The organism is Streptomyces drozdowiczii (assembly GCF_026167665.1).
Lineage (GTDB): Bacteria > Actinomycetota > Actinomycetes > Streptomycetales > Streptomycetaceae > Streptomyces > Streptomyces drozdowiczii_A.
Window position 1 is genome coordinate 1 of the sequence record NZ_CP098740.1, and the last position, 16,672, is coordinate 16,672.

The window sequence follows — 16,672 nt, forward strand, 5'->3', positions numbered from 1 at the left end:
AGGCGGGCGGAACACGAACATGGCGAGCGCGAGCACCCCACATGCGGCATAGCAGCTCCAGGCGACCCGCCCGAAGAAGGGCCGGGCGGTCTCCTGGCGGACGCCGTTCAGCCACCGTCTGCTCTGGACGGGTGCCGAGCGGAGGGGTGTTCCTTGTTGTCCCTCGTCGAGGAATCCGAGCTCGCGCAAGGTCTCGACGAAGGACGGCACGTCGACGGGCTGCCCGGCGTACTTTTCGGCCTCGGCAGCGGCCTCGGAGATCGTCGCGCCGCGCAGCAGGGTCTCGATGACCATACCGCCGATCTTCGGAATGGTGACGAACTGTCCCGTTTCCGGGTCGCCCAGCAGGATCTCGTCCTCGCCCTCGGGCACCAGGCTCAGCGGGCGTAGCCGCACCGTCGTCCGTGGGGATCCGTTCACCTCTGTCATGCCGCGGGCACCCGTACTGGAGCCAGGGCGCAGACCGGGCAGTCCGGGTCCTTGTTGAACGGGATCCGGCTGCCTGCCATGCCCTCGCGCAGATCGAGCCGGATCCGGGCGCCTGCGGCCAGCGGCTGCTGGAACCCGGTCAGGTAGCGGAGTCCCTCCAGCGCGATCAGTGAGCCGATCTGCATGGCCACCGGACCGATGAGGGGGTTGGTCGTTCGCATGCCGTGCACGAGATCTTCGGCGGCGGCCGCACCGGTGCCCTCCTCGGGGCGCTGCGAGAACTCGCACGCCAGGCAAGCGCTCATTCCCGGATCGACAGACATGTACGAGAGGAGCGTGCGGGTCGCGCCGCCGACGACCAGCGGCACTCCGGCCCGGACGGCGGCCTCGTTCACCCACAGGCCGGCGTCCGGATGGCCGTCCAGCCCTCCAACCATCAGATCGACCCCGTCGGTGAGATCCGTGAGGTCCTCGGGGCCCGCGACCCAGCGGTCGACGGTGCGTACCTCGATGTCCGGGTCGTATGCCCGCACCCACGCCGCGGCGCGCTCGACCTTGGAGCGGCCGACGTCCTCGTGCCGGTAGAGAAACTGGCGGGCGAAGTTGCGGGTCTCAACTCGGTCGTGGTCCAGCAGCGTCAATCGGCCGGCGCCGAGACCGGCCAGGCACTGCACGAGTGAGGAACCGCCGCCGCCCACACCGAGCACCAGGACGTGCGCGTCGCGGACCCGGCTCAGGAACTCCGTGCGATGCCGGTCGAGGTCCGAGAAGGTGCCGAAGAACGCCAGATTCGAGAAGTGCCGTTCGTCCACCGCCGGGTCACCCGTGAACCTGCCCTGTTCGCATTCGACCAGCCCCAGGCCCGCCAGGCCCGCCAGACCACTCTCGAGCTCCTCATCGGTCACCGTGACGCCGCGGGCGGCGAGTGCAGTGCGCAGCCCGGGCGTGCTCCGGGGCGACTCGTGGAGCACGGAGAGAAGAGCCTCGACCTTCCCCTCGGGGTCGGCCAGCGTGATCGACTCACGGGGGTCGAAGACGACGACCAGGTCTTCCCCCACCGTTTGCCAGGAGCACTCCTTGAGCGCGACGCGCATCAATCCACTCGCTTTCGGCCTCAGCGGACCCCGGATCGCCCGGGGCGTGACCGCGACTGTGTCAACCGGCCCTGTACTTCGGCTTTGACGGCACTTTGGGCTCGTGCCGGTGGATACGTGCGGTTCATTGGCCACGCACCGGTCCCGCCGGTACGGCACCCCGCCGCCTATGCGCGTCCGGTGGCTCAGTCCGCGGTTCGCAGCAGCTCGCGTACGGCGTCCGCGTCGGAGTGTTCGAGTTCGTCGAAGAGAGTGAGGGAGGCTTTCCACGCCTCGCGCGCCCCCGCAGGATCGCCGACTGCGTTCAGGGTCTCGCCGAGGCCGCGCAGGGCGGCTGCTTCCCCGTACCGGTTGCCTAGCCGGTGAAAACCTTCCCTGGACCTGCGGTAGCAGTCGAGGGCTTCGTCATATTGACCCAGGGCCCGGCGGATGACTCCGAGGGTCTCCCAGGTGAATGCCTCACCGAGCGGGCTGCCCTCCGCCCGGTGCAGTTCCAGCGCCTCGGTACAGCAAGCGAGTGCCTTCTCGTGGTCACCCAGATGGGTGTGGCACCAGCCCATGTTGTTCAGTGCGCCGCCCCACCCGGCCCGGTTGCCCGCCGCGCGCTCCAGTTCGAGCACCTGCTCGACACAGGTGAGAGTGGCGCGGTAGTCGCCCTGCTGCTCGTACGACCACCCGAGCGTCCGCAGTGTGTGGGCCTGGGCCGGCAGATCGTTCAGCTCGCGCTGCAGTTCAAGTGCCCGCGACAACTCGGCCCGGGCCTCTTCGTGCCGCCCCAACCGGATACCTGCACGGCCCGACTCGCAGAGGCACAGAGCCGTCGCCATCGGGTCCTTCTGCCGCCGTGCCGCGGCGATGGCAGTGCGCTGGGTGGCCACCCAGTCGTGCCAACGGCCGCTGAGATGGAGGAAGTCCCCCATGGCCAGAGGAAGCTGCCAGGCGTGGTCGCTGAAACCTGCCGGCCCCGCCGCATCCGTAACCGCGAGCAGCACCGGGTGCTCCGCCTCGAACCATGCCATCGCCTCTTCATATCTCTGCGGGTGGTGGGGCACTGAGCCGGGCACGGCCGGTGACAGCGGCAGTTCGGCGCGGACGGGGGAGAGCCGCCTGCCTGCGGCGTGGGCGGTGTGCAGGAAGTGGTCGAACAGACGGTGCAGCGCCTCGGGCCGTTCTGGCCCGGCATCCTCGGTTGCCGCCAGCCCTGCGGCGTAGGTGCGCAGCAGGTCGTGAAAGGAGTACCGGCCTGGTTGGTGTTCGTCGATCAGATGGACGCGGGCCAATGAAGTCAGCGCCGCCGCGGCCTCTCGGACTGTCAGCTTTGCCAGTGCCGCCACCGCGGGCGCGGCGACGTCCCGGCCGGGGTGCAGCCCGAGCAGCCGGAACACCCGGGCCGTACCGGCATCCAGTCGGAGGTACGACCATGAAAGAACCGTGCGTACGCTGCTGACTCCCTCTCCTGCGTCCAGCGCGTCCAGCCGCACCCTGGTGTCTCGCAGTTCCGCCACGACGGCACTCAGCGGGAATCCGGGGCGGCCGGCGGCGCGGGCGGCGGTCACGGCGAGTGCCAGCGGCAGGCGGGCGCACAGGTCGATCAGCTCGGCTGCCGCCTCCGGCTCTGCGGAGATCCGGGCCGTGCCGAGCCGAGCGATTAGCATTTCGTGTGCCTCTTCGCGCGGCAGGACATCGAGAGAGACCAGCCGGGCCCCGTCGGTGACGGCGAGACCGGTCAGGCGGCCGCGGCCGGTGACGACCACGGCGCACCCGGCGCCGCCCGGCAGCAGCGGACGTACTTGGGCGGCGTCGGTGGCGTTGTCGAGGACGAAAAGCAGGCGGCGGCCGGCGGTCTCGGTCCGCAGCTGCGCCGCTCGCGCCTCCAGGGAATCCGGGATGCGCTCCGGTGGCACCGACAGTGCCTCCAGGAACCCGCGGATGGCCTCGCCGGGCGGCACCGGTCCGGCGGCCTGGTCGAAGCCCCGCAGGTTCACGTACAGCTGGCCGTCCGGGAAGTCCGGTGCCGCGCGGTGCGCCCAGTGCAGTGCCAGTGCCGTCTTGCCTGCACCCGCTGTTCCGGTGATCACGCGTACGGCCGGTCCTGTTTCGGTCGCCGCGTCACCGGGCGGCCCGTCCAGCATCCGCAGCTCGGTGTGTCGTCCCACGAACCCCGCCACTGCTGCGGGCAGTTGACGGGGTGGCGCAGGCATCCGTCCGGGGCGGGCGGACTTCTTCGGTGTCTCGGGAGCTGCGAGCTCCGGATCGCCACGCAGGATGCGCTGTTGGAGCTCACGCAGCGGGGCGGATGGTTCGACGCTCAGTTCGGACGCCAGCAGCCGGTGCACTTCCCGGTAGGCGTCGAGCGCTTCGGCCTGCCGCCCGGACCTGTGCAGCGCGAGCATGAGCTGCTCCCACAACCGTTCCCGGAGCGGGTGCTCGCGTACCGACTGCCGAAGCTCCGGAACCAGTGCGGTGTGCAGTCCGCAGGCCAGGTCCGCCTCGATGCGGGCCTGGAGGACGTCGAGTCGCTGCTCGTCCAGCCGTGCTGCCTCCGCCTCTACGAGCGGTCCGGCCGGTACGTCGGCGAGTGCGGGGCCGCGCCACAGTGCGAGCGCCTGGGTGTAGAGAGCCGCCGCGCTTTCCGCGTCGCCGGCAGCCAGCGCGGCGCGACCGGAGTCGCCGAGTCTGGCGAAGACGGTGGCGTCCAGATCATCCTCGTCTTCGGGCACCATCTGGTAGCCAGGTGTTCGGGTGACGAGCAACCGGCCCTGCTGGTCGTCGAGCTCGCGGCGGAGCCGGAGCACGTACTGCTGGATGAGATTTGCGGCGGCTCTGGGTTCTCGCTCGCCCCACAGTTCCGTGCCCAGCAGGTTCGTCGGTACGGCGGTGTCGCGCCGTACCAGCAACGCGGCGAGCAGGGTACGTGGCTTGGCCGCAGAGATCGCACGCCAGCGGGTGCCGTCGAATATCTCGAGGGGGCCGAGGATACGAAACCGCATCCAACCTCCCGTTCTCGTACAGTGCGCGTGTGATCTTGCCACCGGCGGTCGCGATGCGCCACGTCGTTGTTGCGGTCACCGGCTGCGGTCCGGCCTGGGCTGTCGAGACCGTCGGTTCGCGGGTGTGGGCTGATGCCACGGGGTCCGGCCGGCCCGGGCCCCGTGGAACAGCGGGTGGGAGCCCGAGCGGTGGCCGGCCCCGGGCGCGGTCAGCAGGCCTTCGTGGAGCCGATTCCGTCCAGGTTGTTCTCGTAGATCCAACCGCTGATCTCGTCGCCGGTGAAGCGGTTGTATGCCCGGACGTGGTCCCAGATGTGCGCTGCGCTGTTGATGGTGTAGCAGTGCAGGTAGATGTAGTAGTTCCAGTCGGCCCGGCCAACGACACCGCAGCTGTCGTTCGGTCCGGTCCTGATCGGTGCGCCGTTGAGCAGTTCGTAGCGTACCGAGTCCACCCCGGAGTCCTTGTTGGACCACGACGGATGGGTGCAGGTGGCTTCTGCGGCAGCTGATGCGGAAGGCGCCACTCCGATGCTCATTCCTATGAGAAGTGCGGACAGTCCGGTCACAGCAAATCGGCGTATTTTCACGCTCAACAAACCCCTTACCATTTTATGGTCGGTTTTTCTCAGCCGAGGACGAAACCGCCCATTGCTCGCAATGGGCGCCCCGACTCCTTGCCCGGGCACACTTCCATGGTCCCGCCGGCAACAGCGAAGCCTTGAGGAAGATCTGAGCTTGCTCGAGGCACTCGGGAAGAATTTTGGCGGAGGGGGTTGACGGTGCTTCAGCGAATGGTGCTTCATATAGCGCACGACGGGTTACGAAGCGCCAACGCCTCATGCAGTGGCCCCAATTGATAGCCGCCACCGTCTGTTCCGCTTTGATCCACGCCGTTTCATCTGACCGTGGGCAAAGATCTCTCAGGAGGCCCAACCGTGCGTTTTGCAGGAAAAGTTCTGCTCACTTCGGGGGCTGCGGCGTCACTGATGATGCTGAGCCCTTCTATTGCTTCCGCAGCCTATTACGGCTCGGAAACGAACTACGCGACCACTGCGGTCCCCGGGGACGTCGACCAGCACTGGGAGGGATCGGAGATCAGCGGAGCCTCGGTCTACTTCACGGCACTGGGCGACTGGTTCAAGGTGTACGACACCAAGAAGGACGGCTATTCGGCGGTCGTCGAATGGCGTGACCTCGATTCTTCGAGGACGGGGGCCTGCGTCAACAAGATGGGCGCGGACTCGAGGGGAGGGTGCAACAAGAATTTCACCGAGGGACACGAGATCCGGTTCAGGGCCGCGCTCTACAACAACGGAAACCTGGTGAGGGCAGCATCCGCATGGTCTCGCGGTTTTGCCTAGACCAGTCGCTGCGCCCCGCGAAGCAGCCGTCAAGAAAAGAAAATCTCACGCACTCCGTCGGAGGTTCCGTGCGAAGAAGAAGGCTCACATCGTCCGCAGGTGTGCTGATCGCCGCGTTGGTGACCCTTTTAGGGATCGGTAACGCCCCCGCCTACGCCATTTCCTGGCCGATCAATGACCGCGTCGCCGTGGAGAAGGACCTGGGAAAACCCAGTTCGGCCCCGCCCAACGCCGCCGTCTGTTCAACTCTGACGTTCATCTATGCCCATGCGTGCTTTGTGGCGGACGGTGACTATCTCTACGTGCTGGACAAGAAAGCCGACGGGCACTCGGCCGTCGCCCTCTGGGAGGACTACACAGCGAACGACCAGCTGTGGCGTCAGGGTATCTGCCGCAACGCCGAAGGCCAGGGCCATTGGGTGCGCTGCAACAAGAACTTCTACGAGAGCCACACACTCGCCTTCTCCGAGGGCAAGGCCGAAGGCTGGCGCGTTCTTGACTTCTACGGCTCGTTCAGATGGGTTCCGGCCGCATGACGCGATCACGAATCAAAGGAGCCCCGCATGCGTAAGGCACTCCGAATCCTGGCTCTCTCGGCCGGACTCCTCCCACCACTACTGCTGACGTCACCGGCGCAGGCCAACCACGAGTGGCCGTGGAACGACATCGTCACCGTCGAGCACAACAACGGCACGAAGGTCAGTAAGCCCAGCCTCGCCGGAATGAAATGCAAGTTCGGCGAGAGCGCGACAGTGTGCTTCAAGCCGGGTGGCGACGTCTGGTACGTCCGCGACGAGCAGAAGGACTACCGCTCGGGTATCGCCATCTGGGAGGACTACAACGCCAACGGCACGATCTACCGCCAGGGCATCTGCCGCAACCCCCACGGCTACTACACCTGGGCCCGGTGCAACAAGAACTACCACGAGGAACACCTGATCGGGTTCGTCAGTGGCGAGAGCGATGTATGGCACGTCCAGGAAATGAATGAGCCCTGGCTCTACACCTCCGCGGGCTGATCACCGCCGGCAGCGGTACGAAGCTCCACAGGCAGGGAGCGGCGGGGTGTCAAGTCCGCCACTCCCTGTCAGACGCCACGCCGCAGCATGAATTCTCGCTTCCACCAAGGCCATCCGCGACGAACGCCCCGACCGACACAGGAGAGAGAGTCCGCTCCACCCTGGGGAACCACGAGGACTAATCGAAACAGACGCAGCTGCCGCTGACCGGCTGGCGGCCAACTCAGCGGGGCCACACCGGCCTCACTGTCACCGAACGCGCATTCTGCATGAGCACCGTATTCGCCTGAGGTCGGCCATGGACGTCGAGGCATTGTCCACACAAGTGAGCACCAGGGCCAAGGTCCGGGTGACGTCCGTGTTGATGTATATCAATGCCGCACGGCAGGGCGCTCCTGCGCGGTGGGGGCAGTGCCTTGCTGTCTCAGAACACCCATGAGGAATCTGCGCCGCTTCCGGAACCGGCTGGACGACGTCCCGGTGTTCGACAATCTGTTCGTCCTGCAGCCGCCAGATGTCCACGACTGCGACGCCGCGCAAGTCGTCACCGCTGAGCACGTGGTACTGCCTCACCACACAGTCGTCGTCTGCGATGACCCGCTTGAGGTCAAGTCGTGCACCGCTTCAATGCCCCCGGTCGCAAACCGGATTAAACTGCCCCTGAATAGCTTCCTGTTGCGCGCAATAGCTCGTCGAACCCGGTGAAAGTACCGGCACTCCGGCACATACCGCACCGTCCTCGACGACCTCGTCACCGACACGGACCACCAAAAGTGTCGCACGCGGTCCCCCGACATCGAACAGTTCACAATGCCTGACGGCTCAACGATCTCCTTGACTACAGACCGTAGTGCGCGATGCGCATCCTGTTCTCAGCGGTAGCTGACGTCGGCCAAGCCATAGGTGAGAGCGGTCACGATCGGATCGAAGTACTCTCGGTACTCGCGGATCCGTCCCTCGGCGTCGAACGTGAAGACGCAGATATAGGTGTTCTGGTACCTCCCGGTGCCCCCCTTCATTACGTTGTCAGAGTCGAACCGGGCGACGACGGTGTTGCGTGGGCCGTCGGTCCACACTTCGCGAAGGGGGAAGCTCAGCGTGTCGAACAGTTCGGGAACTCCCTTCCAGTTGTCATAGATGGCCTCCTTGCCCTTGAGATGTGCGGGGAACATCGCCGTACCGAAGGGGTAGTGGTGATCGGCGTCTTCGGCCCACAGGCGCATCCAGGACTCGATGTCTTTGTCCTCCAGCAGTCGCAGGAACGTGCGTACCGTCTCGACGTTGCGGTCCTCGGTGCGCCCGGTGCTCGCGGCATTCGCCAGCCCTTGATTGCCGTCGCTCCAGGTCACCGTCATCTTCACGGAAGTGATCAGCCATCGGGCGCCAACGCGGGTCAGTTCCCAGCGGTAGTCGCCTCCGAGGATCCACAGCGGCGTTCCCTGTGCGGTCGCCAGACGATGTGTGGCTTGGAAGGAGGCGGTACACGTCGCCTGGTCTGCCTCGAGTTCCACAAGCTTATTGGCGATCAGGTGCTGGGTCGCGTCGAAGCGATCGAACGTTGCTGCCCAGGCATCGGCGATCTCCTTCGGCGTGAGCCGGGTGGGCTTGCCCCCGTTGAGGCTGGTGTAGTCGAGCAGGACCTTGTCGGCGAAGAGAGAGCGCAGCTGGTCCCATTCGCGGCGGTCGGCGTGCACCGCCATCCGGGTGCAGGTCTCGGCAACGGCGTACTTGTCGACGAGGGACTCGGCGGTTTCGGGCATGGTGGTCATCCTGTCTTTCCGGGTCGAGCGGGCGGAATTGTTCACAGCGTGCGGGCGAAATGTTCGGCGGCGGCATCGGCGGCCAGGCCGACCTGGGGTGACTGGTCGTAGAAGTCGAACTGGGTGCCGTCGGTCCACAGGAGTTCCGCCGGCACAGTGAGCGCGGTGTGGAAGCGGCGGGCGCCGTCCGGGATCGCGGCGTCCTCGCTGTGCATGAGCAGCGTGGGTACGGTCAAGCGCGGAGCGAGGGCGATGGCGTCGTGGTCGAGCCACTCGGCCCAGGCCATCACGGCGTACCGGTTGGGCCACTGCGGAATCCCGCCCCGCCCCGGATTCAGATAGAAGTCGATGTCGAAGGGCATGGCCGCGTCCGGGTCACTGCCGCTGACCACCGGCACGTAGGTGACCCGGCCGGTTTCTTCGTACAGGCGCCTGGCCTCGGCCGCCGCTGCCTTCTTCGCCGCAACGCCGGCCGGCCCGCCGTAGTTCTCTTCGCAGATACGGCGGTCATGCAGCCACGGCGCGATGAGCGCCAGTGACCGCACTCGTGCGTCCTGCGCGGCGAAGGCACTCGCGTACATCGCACCGGCGCAGACGCCGAGTACTCCAAGTGTCCCGTCAGCGACGGCCGGGTGGTCGGCGAGGAAGTCGGCCGCGGCGCCGAGATCCCTGGCCTTCAACGCAGGCGACTCGTAGTCACGCGGTTGACCTTCGGACTCGCCGTACCCGGTGAAGTCGAAGGACAGCGCCGCGTAGCCGCGCGCGGCCAGCTCCTGTGCGTAGCGGTCGGCCATCTGTTCCTTGACGGACGTCCAGGTACCGGCGACCAGTACGCCTGCTGTCGCGCCGGCCGCGTCGGTGTCGGGCAGATGGAGATTGCCCGCGAGTTTTCCCTTGGAGCCGACGAAGCTCACCTGTTCACATACGGGCACGTCTCACTCCTGGAGGAGAGGGTTGGGATGCGCACACGCTGTCATCTGGGCATCGCTTCAAACAACACCCGATATTTAAAGGGAGGTTGAGCCGGGCTAAACCTGTCAGAGCAGGGAGTTCATGCCGGAGTCCGCAGCCTGCGGGAAGGCCGTCACAGGGAGTCAGGGTCGAGCGACACGGATCGCCGTCCGGCCATGTGTACTGTCTGAGCGGCGGGTGTACCCATATGGACCCTTGCGTGTGCGTGGTGATCTACTGCGCGCCATGACCACTGTGACGCAGTTTCAGCCCGGCCCTGTCATCGACGAGATCCGCCGGCTTCTGACTGAGCACTATGTCTTCCCAGGCGTAGCCGGGCAGCTCGCCGAACTGCTGCAGGAACGGCTAGCCGGAGGCGCCTACACAGGTGCCGAGGCTGAGGAGCTCGCGCGGCTGGTCACCGCGGACCTCCAGTCCGTCAACGGCGACCGACACCTGAGCCTGCAGTACCACGCAGACCAAGTGCCTCCGAAGAAGGGGGCGGCAGTCCTGGAATCCATTCGTAAGGACTTCGAGACCTCGCTGGGCGGTGTCCCCCGGGTGGAGTTGCTCGACGCAGGGGTTGCCGTACTGGAACTGGCACCCATGCTGTTTCCGCTGAAGTGGGCCGCCGAACCTTTGAGCGCCGCGCTCACCCTGGCCTCCCGCGCCCAGGCACTGATCGTGGACCTGCGGGGCAACCGGGGCGGCGACCCCGATACCGTCGCCTTCATCTGCAGCCACCTCCTGGACGAACGCACCCACCTCAACTCCATGTACTGGCGTGACGGCGAACGAACTGAGCAGTCCTGGAGCCAGCCGCACGTCTCCGGCGCCCGCTTCGGCGGAAGCAAACCGCTCTACATCCTGACCAGCAACCACACCTTCTCCGCAGCCGAGGAACTGGCCTACGACCTGCAACAACTCGGCCGCGCGGCGGTCGTCGGCGAGCACACCCGCGGCGGCGCACACCCAAGGGAAGGGTGGACCGTGCACCCGCACCTGGAGACCTCTATCCCCATCGGCCGTGCCATCAACCCCATTTCCGGCACGAACTGGGAAGGCACCGGTGTACAGCCCGACGTCCCCTGCGCTGCCGCGGACGCACTCGAACGGGCTCATACCCTGGCCCGGGCGGATCTGGCCGTCCGATTTTCCGACAGCTCAGCGCGTAGTTCTTGCAGCTGACCGATAGCCGCTGCGCCAGCGGCGTACCCCGGGCCTACTGCGTTGTCGCCTCAGTGCCGGGTAGTCACATGTGCCGCCTTCAGTGTGTAGGCCGCAGGCGCAGGACTGTTATGACATGTCCGACAAATGACCTTGGGTAAGCTCGCAAGGCGAGCGGACGAGAGGGTCAAGATGGACTCCGGCCCGGTAGTGGGTTACGAGTTGGTCGAAGAAGCGGGCCTTGTAGAGGTCGCGGTCAAAGGCCGGTGGTTACCACCGGCCCGGCCGCGCCGTATCCGGTTGGTCTTCTGGTCGGCCCTTTCCGGGATCACCGTCCGGATGCCCGGGCGCCGCAGGGGCCGGCGGATCGCCCGTGACGAATTTGCCTTGTCAGCGATGGCTGCGTCAGATCTACGACGCGGTCGCCCGGCACCGGCCCGGGGCACCCTCACCGCCTTCAGGACGGCGTCCCAGACGGCGGAGTCGTTGACGTTGCCTGGCATGAAGACGAGGGCCAGGGGCGGGCTCCGACCGTCGCAGGCGAGGTGGACCTTGGTGGTCAGTCCGCCGCAGGACCGGCCGAGCGCCTGGCCATCCGCTGTACGGGTGCCGCCGAGGTGAGCCCGAAAGTCGCCAATAGTTGATCTTGATGTTCCTGTCGGGTGGGCCGCCACCCGTTCGGCACAGTGTCGTTGGTGGTGATGCTGACCATCGTCTTGGCCCGGGGCGGGATTGTGACCTCGATCGAACGGACCGCGTATCCGCGATCCAAGCGGCTGATCGCCGCGCATGAGCTGCATCTGTTGCGCTGGTGGCGTGCCTGGTGCACAAGGCGAGGATGCGGCTCCGGGATGACCTGGCGCCCCATGCTCTGCAAGCGCATGGGGCGAAGGTCAAGCGAGCGAAGGAGGAGCTGGAGGCGATCCGGCTCGCTGAGCGGGAGATCACCGAGGCGCTGGTCGGCAACTACCGCTGCGTCTCAAGGACATCGACGTTGACGGTCCTGCCCAGGTCGCGCTGGCGAAGGCCGTCGAGATGACTGCCGAGGCCGTAGCCGCCCTTGAGGGGATCGTCCGGCGCCTGGGCGGTGAGGTCTCTCCGGCCGTTCTCGCTCTGACTATGGTCCTGCTGGTGCAGTCTGGCGGGCTCGGCGCGGTTACGAAAACCGTGGAGGGCTTCGGCGGGTTCGCGGGGCAGTCCGAGCAGATCGCGAAGGTCCCCGCCCATCACGGCAACTTCTGGGAGATGCTGCTGTACGAGCAGATCGGCCAGGATAGGGCGTGATGTTCGACCTGGCGGAGAAGCTGGAGTTCACTGTCACCTCGCAGTGCGGGTGCTGGAAGCGCTCGCGCAGCGCAACGAGTCCGCCCGCGGCAAGTACATCAGCGCGCTCGGTGAGGACGGGGCGCGGGTCGACAACTCGTTCGCCACGCAGAACTGGCAGAAGGCCGTGGCCGACAGGAGCAGACCGGCCGGTTCGTCCGCCGGCACTTCGAGGCGATGGTCTTCGCCTACCTTGCCGAGGAACTGCGCACGGGCGGCGTCGCCGTGGTCGGCTCGGAGGAGTTTGCTGACTGGAGCGAGCAGCTGCTGCCGTGGGATGCGGTGGAGGAGGTGAAACTGCCCGCCTACCCCATGGAGGTCAGCCTGGCCGAGGACGAGGACCAGGCCGCCGCCTTCGACGCCAGGGCTTTCCGCCGCCAGCTGTAAGAACGTCCTCGACTGGGACCTGATCGAGTCCCAGTTCCGGCACCTGATGCGGGTGGCCGTCTCCGTCCGCGAGGGCGTCATGTCCTCTGCGACGCTGCTCGAGCGGCTGCGCTACGGCTCGCACAGGAACGCCACCTACACCGCGTTCCGCGAGGTCGGCCGCGTGATCCGCACCGTACAACTGCTGCGGCATCTGACGGATGCCCCGCTTCGCCGGCGGGTGGCGGCGGCGACGAACAAGGTGGAGTCGTTCAACCGTTTCTCCCAGCGGATCGGCTTCGGCAACCAGGGTGCCATCGCCGACAACGACCCCGTCGAGCAGGAGAAGGCGACGAAATTCAATGATTTGCCGACGAACGCGGTGATCTTCCATAACGCCCTGGACATCGCCGAGATCGTCCGTCAGCTCCTGGAGGAGGGCTGGGAGATCGATCCGGAGGACCTGGCCCAGGTCTCTCCGTACCTGACCGAGAGCATCAAGCGGTTCGGGGGTACTCGACCCACGAACTCGGCATCCAGCCGGAGGCGTACGACCCGAATCGGCTCTGTCTTCGCCTTCTCAGCCCGCTCCCGCCGTGGACCGTAGGCCCTTCATCGCGTTGCTGATTCAGCGCGTCGCTCATGGCGTGAGCGTGCGAGGTGATGGGCCGCACGCAGCAGCTCACATGTGGACGCTTCGGTGTGCTCACCCGGGTTCACCACTGCCAGCCAGCCGGCGGTGCCGTAGACGGGGTGCGCGATCACGGTGTCGGTGGCGCTGGGGTCGCCCTCGGCGGAGCCGGGTTCGCGTGGTGCGTAACCGGTCCACTGGGTGAACGCTTCCTTCCCGGCGGCGATATTCACGCGGAAAGTATCCGGGCGGTCCAGACGCGATGCCTCGTCGCCGGGGTAGTTCTTGGTCACGACAGTCGCGAACGGTTGGGCCGTCGTCGGAGTGGCGCCGTCGGGGGCGTAGTAGAAGAACGTGTCGCCCCAGCTGTTTTCCGGCATACCGTCTCCGGGGGCGGGCCTGATGGTCAGGACGCCGTCGAGGCCGCCCACGAAGCTGATGATCTCGTTGATGGTCATGTGCTCTAGCGTTGCATTGAAGTGCTTGTGGAGACTTTGAGTCCGAGATAGAGGGGTGCTGGGATGCCAAGTCTCAAATCAGGTGAAATGCGCACTGCTGATATCGCGCGGCACGTCGGGTACTCCGTTCAGCAGGTTCGCAATCTTGAGCGCGACGGTGTGCTTCCGCTCGTGGCACGCACGGTCACGGGCTACCGAATCTATGGAGAGGTACACCTGCAGTCCGCACTGGCTTACCGAGCCCTCGCTGCGGGCGTGGGGCCAGTCGAGGCCAAGAAGATCGTTCGGGCCTTCCACCAGTTCCCCACCTCGCCGGCGCTTGCCCTTCTCGACACGGCGCACGCCCGGCTCGATGCAGAGCGCGCCGAAATAAGGCAGGCCAAGGAAGCCGCCCACGCGATCTCCAGGGAGCCGATCGAAGACGTGCGCGCGTCGGACGCAATGAGCGTCTCCGAACTCGCTGCCGCCCTCGGCGTGCGCCCTTCGACGTTGCGGCACTGGCATGCCAAGGCTCTCGTCATTCCGGACCGCGACCCCGTGCGCGGCACGCGACGATACACACCGACTCAAGTGAGGGATGCGCGGATCGTTCACCAACTACGCAAGGCTGGATACCGCATCACGCCCCTTCGGTCCCTCATGCCGGAGCTACGGCGGACCCGCCGATCGGAGGATGTCGTCTCGGCGCTGGCTGCCAGGGACGCCAGCATCACGGCTCGTTCCAAAGCCCTCCTCGACGGTGCCTCCGCACTCAGTGCTGTGCTCTCCATGCACAGGCAAGCGACCTGATCCGGGACTGCCATGAATGCCCTACACGGATCGCCGCGGCGTCTCGAAGTACAACCACCTCCCCGCCCTCGGTGCTGGGTGGTCAGCTTGCCTCCGTCGTCCCGCCCTCCACCTCCCGCGCTGTCGATGACACACTCGCCGGTCTCATAGCCGGTTTCGCCGCCCTACTGAAACCCGCCGAGGGCGACGACATCAAGCTCACCGAGCGGATCGCCACCACCCGCGCTGCCGCACTGCCCCATCTGCGCAGTTTCACCAACAGCTTCGAAATCGACCGGGCCGCTGTCAACGCCGGCCTCACCCTGCCTTGACATAACGGCCGCGCCGAGGGCGTCAACGCTCGCACCAAGAGGATCATGAGACAGATGCACAAACGCGCCGGATTCGACCGCCTCCGCCACCGCATTCTGCTGCCCTGACGACTACCCGCCGTCACCACCGACTGCGGCCCAGAGCCGAACGCTTTGCAGTCCTCGTCCCGGGCGCTGCAGGGGTGGGCTGAGCCGGATGCGTCATAGGCCGGTTGTCTTGACGACCTCCGGCCCGAGATCCTCACGCTCCCCTGAAGAGCATGAAGCCTTGAGCTACGGGTGTGGCCGCTTCAGACATGCAATCTATACAAACGTATTGCACGCTCGCCCAAGTCCTGACTAGGATCGTTCCTGCCACCTCGGCCAACGTCGTTATCGTCTATAGGAGTTACCGTGAGCCCGATCCAGAACCGCCGACCCATAGCCGCCGCCACGATGCCCGTGAGCACCTCGCTACCGCACCGAACCGCCTCTGCGCTCGCTACCGATCCTGTGGTAAGCGCGCTGCAACAGAACGCGGTCCCCTGAGCGACCTGGACGATGTCGTCCGCATGGTCGGTGACGCACAGATTGTGGGCTTGGGCGAAGCGAGCCACAGCGGCCACGAGTTCTTCACGCTCAAGGCGCTCCTCTTCAAAGAACTCGTCGCCACCCAGGGGTTCACCACCTTCGTTCTGGAGGCAAGCTGGAGCACCGGGCTGCGCCTGGATGCCTACGTGACAGACGGAACAGGCGACCCGGAACAGATCATGCGTGAGGAGTTCCAGGGCCAGTACGTCTTCTGGAACACCGACGAGTACCTGGACCTCATCCACTGGATGCGGCACTACAACGTCAGCAACCCCGACCAGCCCGCGCTCCACTTCGCCGGCAACGACCTCGGCTACCCCGGGACCGACGCCTTCGACCGGGTCTCGGCCTACCTCAACGCTCACCGGCCCGACCTCACCGAGCAGATCAACGACCTATACAGAGGGATCCGGCCAGGCCGGGGAGCGCAGACCGGCGACTGGATGGGACAGCAGCTGACGAAAGACGCCGCCTCACGCCGGAAGGAAGCCGACCAAGCCGAACACGCTCTCGCCGTACTGCGCACGTCCGGGCGGCCGCTCGGTTCCGCCGGACATGCCTACGACTGTGCTGTTCAGAACGCCACTGCCATCGCCCAGACCTTCACCGGATACGCCTTCCCTCACGACGAATTCCCCGCACGCATGCGCTTCCGCGACCGGGCCATGGCCGACAACACCGCATGGTGGCTCGCGCACACCAACGGGAAAGTCCTCCTCGCCTCAAACAACGGCCACGTCGCCTACACCAGCGACAACCCGCAGGAGTTCCCCGAACCCGTCGGAGCGTTCCTGCGCGACGAACTCGGCGCGAGGTACATGAACATCGGGCTCACGTTCAACGAAGGAAGCCTCAACGCCCTGCCCGACTACGCCTCGCACAACCCGCAGGAGTACGCCGTGCCCGCCGCACCCTCAGGTCACAACGAACACATCCTCGGCCAACTCAGCTGCCTTGACTTCGCCCTGGACCTGCGCACCGCCCCACCCGCCGCCCGCACCTGGCTGGACACCGCGCGCCCCACACGCTCGTTCGGCCTGTACTGGTCCCCCAGGACCCCGAAACAGCCCTGGGCCGCTCGTACGACGTACTCATCCACCTGAACCGACTCCAAGCTGCGCACCTGCGGTAAGCCACGCGGCACGTGCGCAGCTCAATTCTCGGCCTCGTCCAGGCCAGCGGCCGGACACTTCGGATGCAGCATGGCAAGGTCGCCTCGCCGTCGTACCAGTGCTCCTCGGCCCGGGTCGTTGCGCAGCCGATCGGGCGCGACGCGGCTCCATCCGAGTCGTGGACACATCGCCAGGTGCGGTCGACCAGAACGGTGGGTGTGCAGGAGGGCGGACAGCCGCAGTGGGGGTCGGCGCAGCACGGCGAATGGGGGGTTCGGTATCTCAGGGCGCTGCAGGTGGCGTTCCCTGCTTGCTGCGTACGTGTGACTGAGCGTCGTAGG

General features: G+C 66.3%; 15 protein-coding genes and 3 pseudogenes. 10 read left to right on the plus strand and 8 right to left on the minus strand.

The features are described 5' to 3' along the window. From NEH16_RS00005 to NEH16_RS00020, 4 genes and pseudogenes are all read right to left on the minus strand, one after another. A pseudogene (locus NEH16_RS00005) lies at window positions 1-372 on the minus strand (hypothetical protein); the annotation flags it as partial. 53 nt (window positions 373-425) lie between these two features. Next, window positions 426-1,523 carry a HesA/MoeB/ThiF family protein gene (locus tag NEH16_RS00010; RefSeq protein ID WP_265538348.1) on the minus strand — a complete coding sequence of 366 codons (1,098 nt, stop codon included), beginning with the start codon at window positions 1,521-1,523 and terminating at the stop codon, window positions 426-428. A 185-nt stretch (window positions 1,524-1,708) separates the two neighbouring features. Next, window positions 1,709-4,513 carry an AfsR/SARP family transcriptional regulator gene (locus NEH16_RS00015; protein WP_265538349.1) on the minus strand — a complete coding sequence of 935 codons (2,805 nt, stop codon included), beginning with the start codon at window positions 4,511-4,513 and terminating at the stop codon, window positions 1,709-1,711. A 209-nt stretch (window positions 4,514-4,722) separates the two neighbouring features. After that, window positions 4,723-4,965 carry a hypothetical protein gene (locus NEH16_RS00020; RefSeq protein ID WP_132905068.1) on the minus strand — a complete coding sequence of 81 codons (243 nt, stop codon included), beginning with the start codon at window positions 4,963-4,965 and terminating at the stop codon, window positions 4,723-4,725. 453 nt (window positions 4,966-5,418) lie between these two features. On the opposite strand from NEH16_RS00020, the gene NEH16_RS00025 reads away from it, so the two are divergent. The 3 genes from NEH16_RS00025 to NEH16_RS00035 all read left to right on the plus strand — a co-directional run bounded on the left by NEH16_RS00025 (window position 5,419) and on the right by NEH16_RS00035 (window position 6,893). Beyond that, a complete protein-coding gene (locus NEH16_RS00025; RefSeq protein ID WP_265538350.1) occupies window positions 5,419-5,874 on the plus strand; it encodes a hypothetical protein in 456 nt (151 codons plus the stop codon). Between the two features lie 101 nt (window positions 5,875-5,975). Next, window positions 5,976-6,410, plus strand: coding sequence for a hypothetical protein (locus NEH16_RS00030; RefSeq protein WP_265538351.1), 435 nt, complete (start codon window positions 5,976-5,978; stop codon window positions 6,408-6,410). 27 nt (window positions 6,411-6,437) lie between these two features. Continuing rightward, complete coding sequence (locus NEH16_RS00035; protein ID WP_265538352.1) at window positions 6,438-6,893, plus strand: hypothetical protein; 456 nt, start codon at window positions 6,438-6,440, stop codon at window positions 6,891-6,893. An 872-nt stretch (window positions 6,894-7,765) separates the two neighbouring features. On the opposite strand, the gene NEH16_RS00040 is transcribed toward NEH16_RS00035, so the two are convergent. Both NEH16_RS00040 and NEH16_RS00045 read right to left on the minus strand, forming a co-directional pair. Beyond that, entirely contained in the window at window positions 7,766-8,653 is an 888-nt protein-coding gene (locus NEH16_RS00040; RefSeq protein ID WP_265538353.1) for a nuclear transport factor 2 family protein, read from the minus strand. A 41-nt stretch (window positions 8,654-8,694) separates the two neighbouring features. Continuing rightward, on the minus strand, window positions 8,695-9,585 hold the full coding sequence (locus tag NEH16_RS00045; protein WP_265538354.1) for an alpha/beta hydrolase: 891 nt from the start codon (window positions 9,583-9,585) through the stop codon (window positions 8,695-8,697). A 265-nt stretch (window positions 9,586-9,850) separates the two neighbouring features. On the opposite strand from NEH16_RS00045, the gene NEH16_RS00050 reads away from it, so the two are divergent. Next, entirely contained in the window at window positions 9,851-10,792 is a 942-nt protein-coding gene (locus NEH16_RS00050) for a S41 family peptidase (protein ID WP_265538355.1), read from the plus strand. Between the two features lie 108 nt (window positions 10,793-10,900). Here NEH16_RS00050 and NEH16_RS00055 read toward each other — a convergent pair. Continuing rightward, a pseudogene (locus NEH16_RS00055) lies at window positions 10,901-11,376 on the minus strand (transposase); the annotation flags it as partial. A gap of 430 nt (window positions 11,377-11,806) precedes the next feature. Here NEH16_RS00055 and NEH16_RS00060 point away from each other — a divergent pair. The 3 genes from NEH16_RS00060 (at window position 11,807) to NEH16_RS00070 (ending at window position 13,067) form a co-directional block, all read left to right on the plus strand. Next, on the plus strand, window positions 11,807-12,055 hold the full coding sequence (locus NEH16_RS00060) for a hypothetical protein (RefSeq protein WP_265538356.1): 249 nt from the start codon (window positions 11,807-11,809) through the stop codon (window positions 12,053-12,055). A gap of 216 nt (window positions 12,056-12,271) precedes the next feature. Beyond that, the gene (locus tag NEH16_RS00065; protein WP_265538357.1) at window positions 12,272-12,481 is read left to right on the plus strand and encodes a hypothetical protein; all 210 of its coding nucleotides are present in this window, start codon (window positions 12,272-12,274) and stop codon (window positions 12,479-12,481) included. 22 nt (window positions 12,482-12,503) lie between these two features. Then, window positions 12,504-13,067 (plus strand): Tn3 family transposase, encoded by a 564-nt coding sequence (locus tag NEH16_RS00070; RefSeq protein ID WP_265547013.1) that lies wholly within the window; start codon window positions 12,504-12,506, stop codon window positions 13,065-13,067. 5 nt (window positions 13,068-13,072) lie between these two features. Here NEH16_RS00070 and NEH16_RS00075 read toward each other — a convergent pair whose 3' ends face one another. Then, window positions 13,073-13,549 (minus strand): DUF6194 family protein, encoded by a 477-nt coding sequence (locus NEH16_RS00075; RefSeq protein ID WP_265538358.1) that lies wholly within the window; start codon window positions 13,547-13,549, stop codon window positions 13,073-13,075. Between the two features lie 63 nt (window positions 13,550-13,612). Here NEH16_RS00075 and NEH16_RS00080 point away from each other — a divergent pair, with 63 nt between their 5' ends. The 3 genes and pseudogenes from NEH16_RS00080 to NEH16_RS00090 all read left to right on the plus strand — a co-directional run bounded on the left by NEH16_RS00080 (window position 13,613) and on the right by NEH16_RS00090 (window position 16,322). Beyond that, entirely contained in the window at window positions 13,613-14,338 is a 726-nt protein-coding gene (locus NEH16_RS00080; protein WP_265538359.1) for a MerR family transcriptional regulator, read from the plus strand. 155 nt (window positions 14,339-14,493) lie between these two features. After that, window positions 14,494-14,757 (plus strand): annotated as a pseudogene (locus NEH16_RS00085) (ISL3 family transposase); the annotation flags it as partial. Between the two features lie 470 nt (window positions 14,758-15,227). Then, a complete protein-coding gene (locus NEH16_RS00090; RefSeq protein ID WP_265538360.1) occupies window positions 15,228-16,322 on the plus strand; it encodes an erythromycin esterase family protein in 1,095 nt (364 codons plus the stop codon). The last annotated feature ends 350 nt before the right edge of the window (window positions 16,323-16,672 follow it).

Coding starts and splice junctions, on each gene's coding strand:
- NEH16_RS00040 (WP_265538353.1), bottom strand. CDS start 8,653: ATGCCCGAAACCGCCGAGTCCCTCGTCGACAAGTACGCCGTTGCCGAG.
- NEH16_RS00065 (WP_265538357.1), top strand. CDS start 12,272: ATGGTCTTCGCCTACCTTGCCGAGGAACTGCGCACGGGCGGCGTCGCC.
- NEH16_RS00075 (WP_265538358.1), bottom strand. CDS start 13,549: ATGACCATCAACGAGATCATCAGCTTCGTGGGCGGCCTCGACGGCGTC.
- NEH16_RS00050 (WP_265538355.1), top strand. CDS start 9,851: ATGACCACTGTGACGCAGTTTCAGCCCGGCCCTGTCATCGACGAGATC.
- NEH16_RS00035 (WP_265538352.1), top strand. CDS start 6,438: ATGCGTAAGGCACTCCGAATCCTGGCTCTCTCGGCCGGACTCCTCCCA.
- NEH16_RS00015 (WP_265538349.1), bottom strand. CDS start 4,513: ATGCGGTTTCGTATCCTCGGCCCCCTCGAGATATTCGACGGCACCCGC.
- NEH16_RS00010 (WP_265538348.1), bottom strand. CDS start 1,523: ATGCGCGTCGCGCTCAAGGAGTGCTCCTGGCAAACGGTGGGGGAAGAC.
- NEH16_RS00060 (WP_265538356.1), top strand. CDS start 11,807: ATGACTGCCGAGGCCGTAGCCGCCCTTGAGGGGATCGTCCGGCGCCTG.
- NEH16_RS00080 (WP_265538359.1), top strand. CDS start 13,613: ATGCCAAGTCTCAAATCAGGTGAAATGCGCACTGCTGATATCGCGCGG.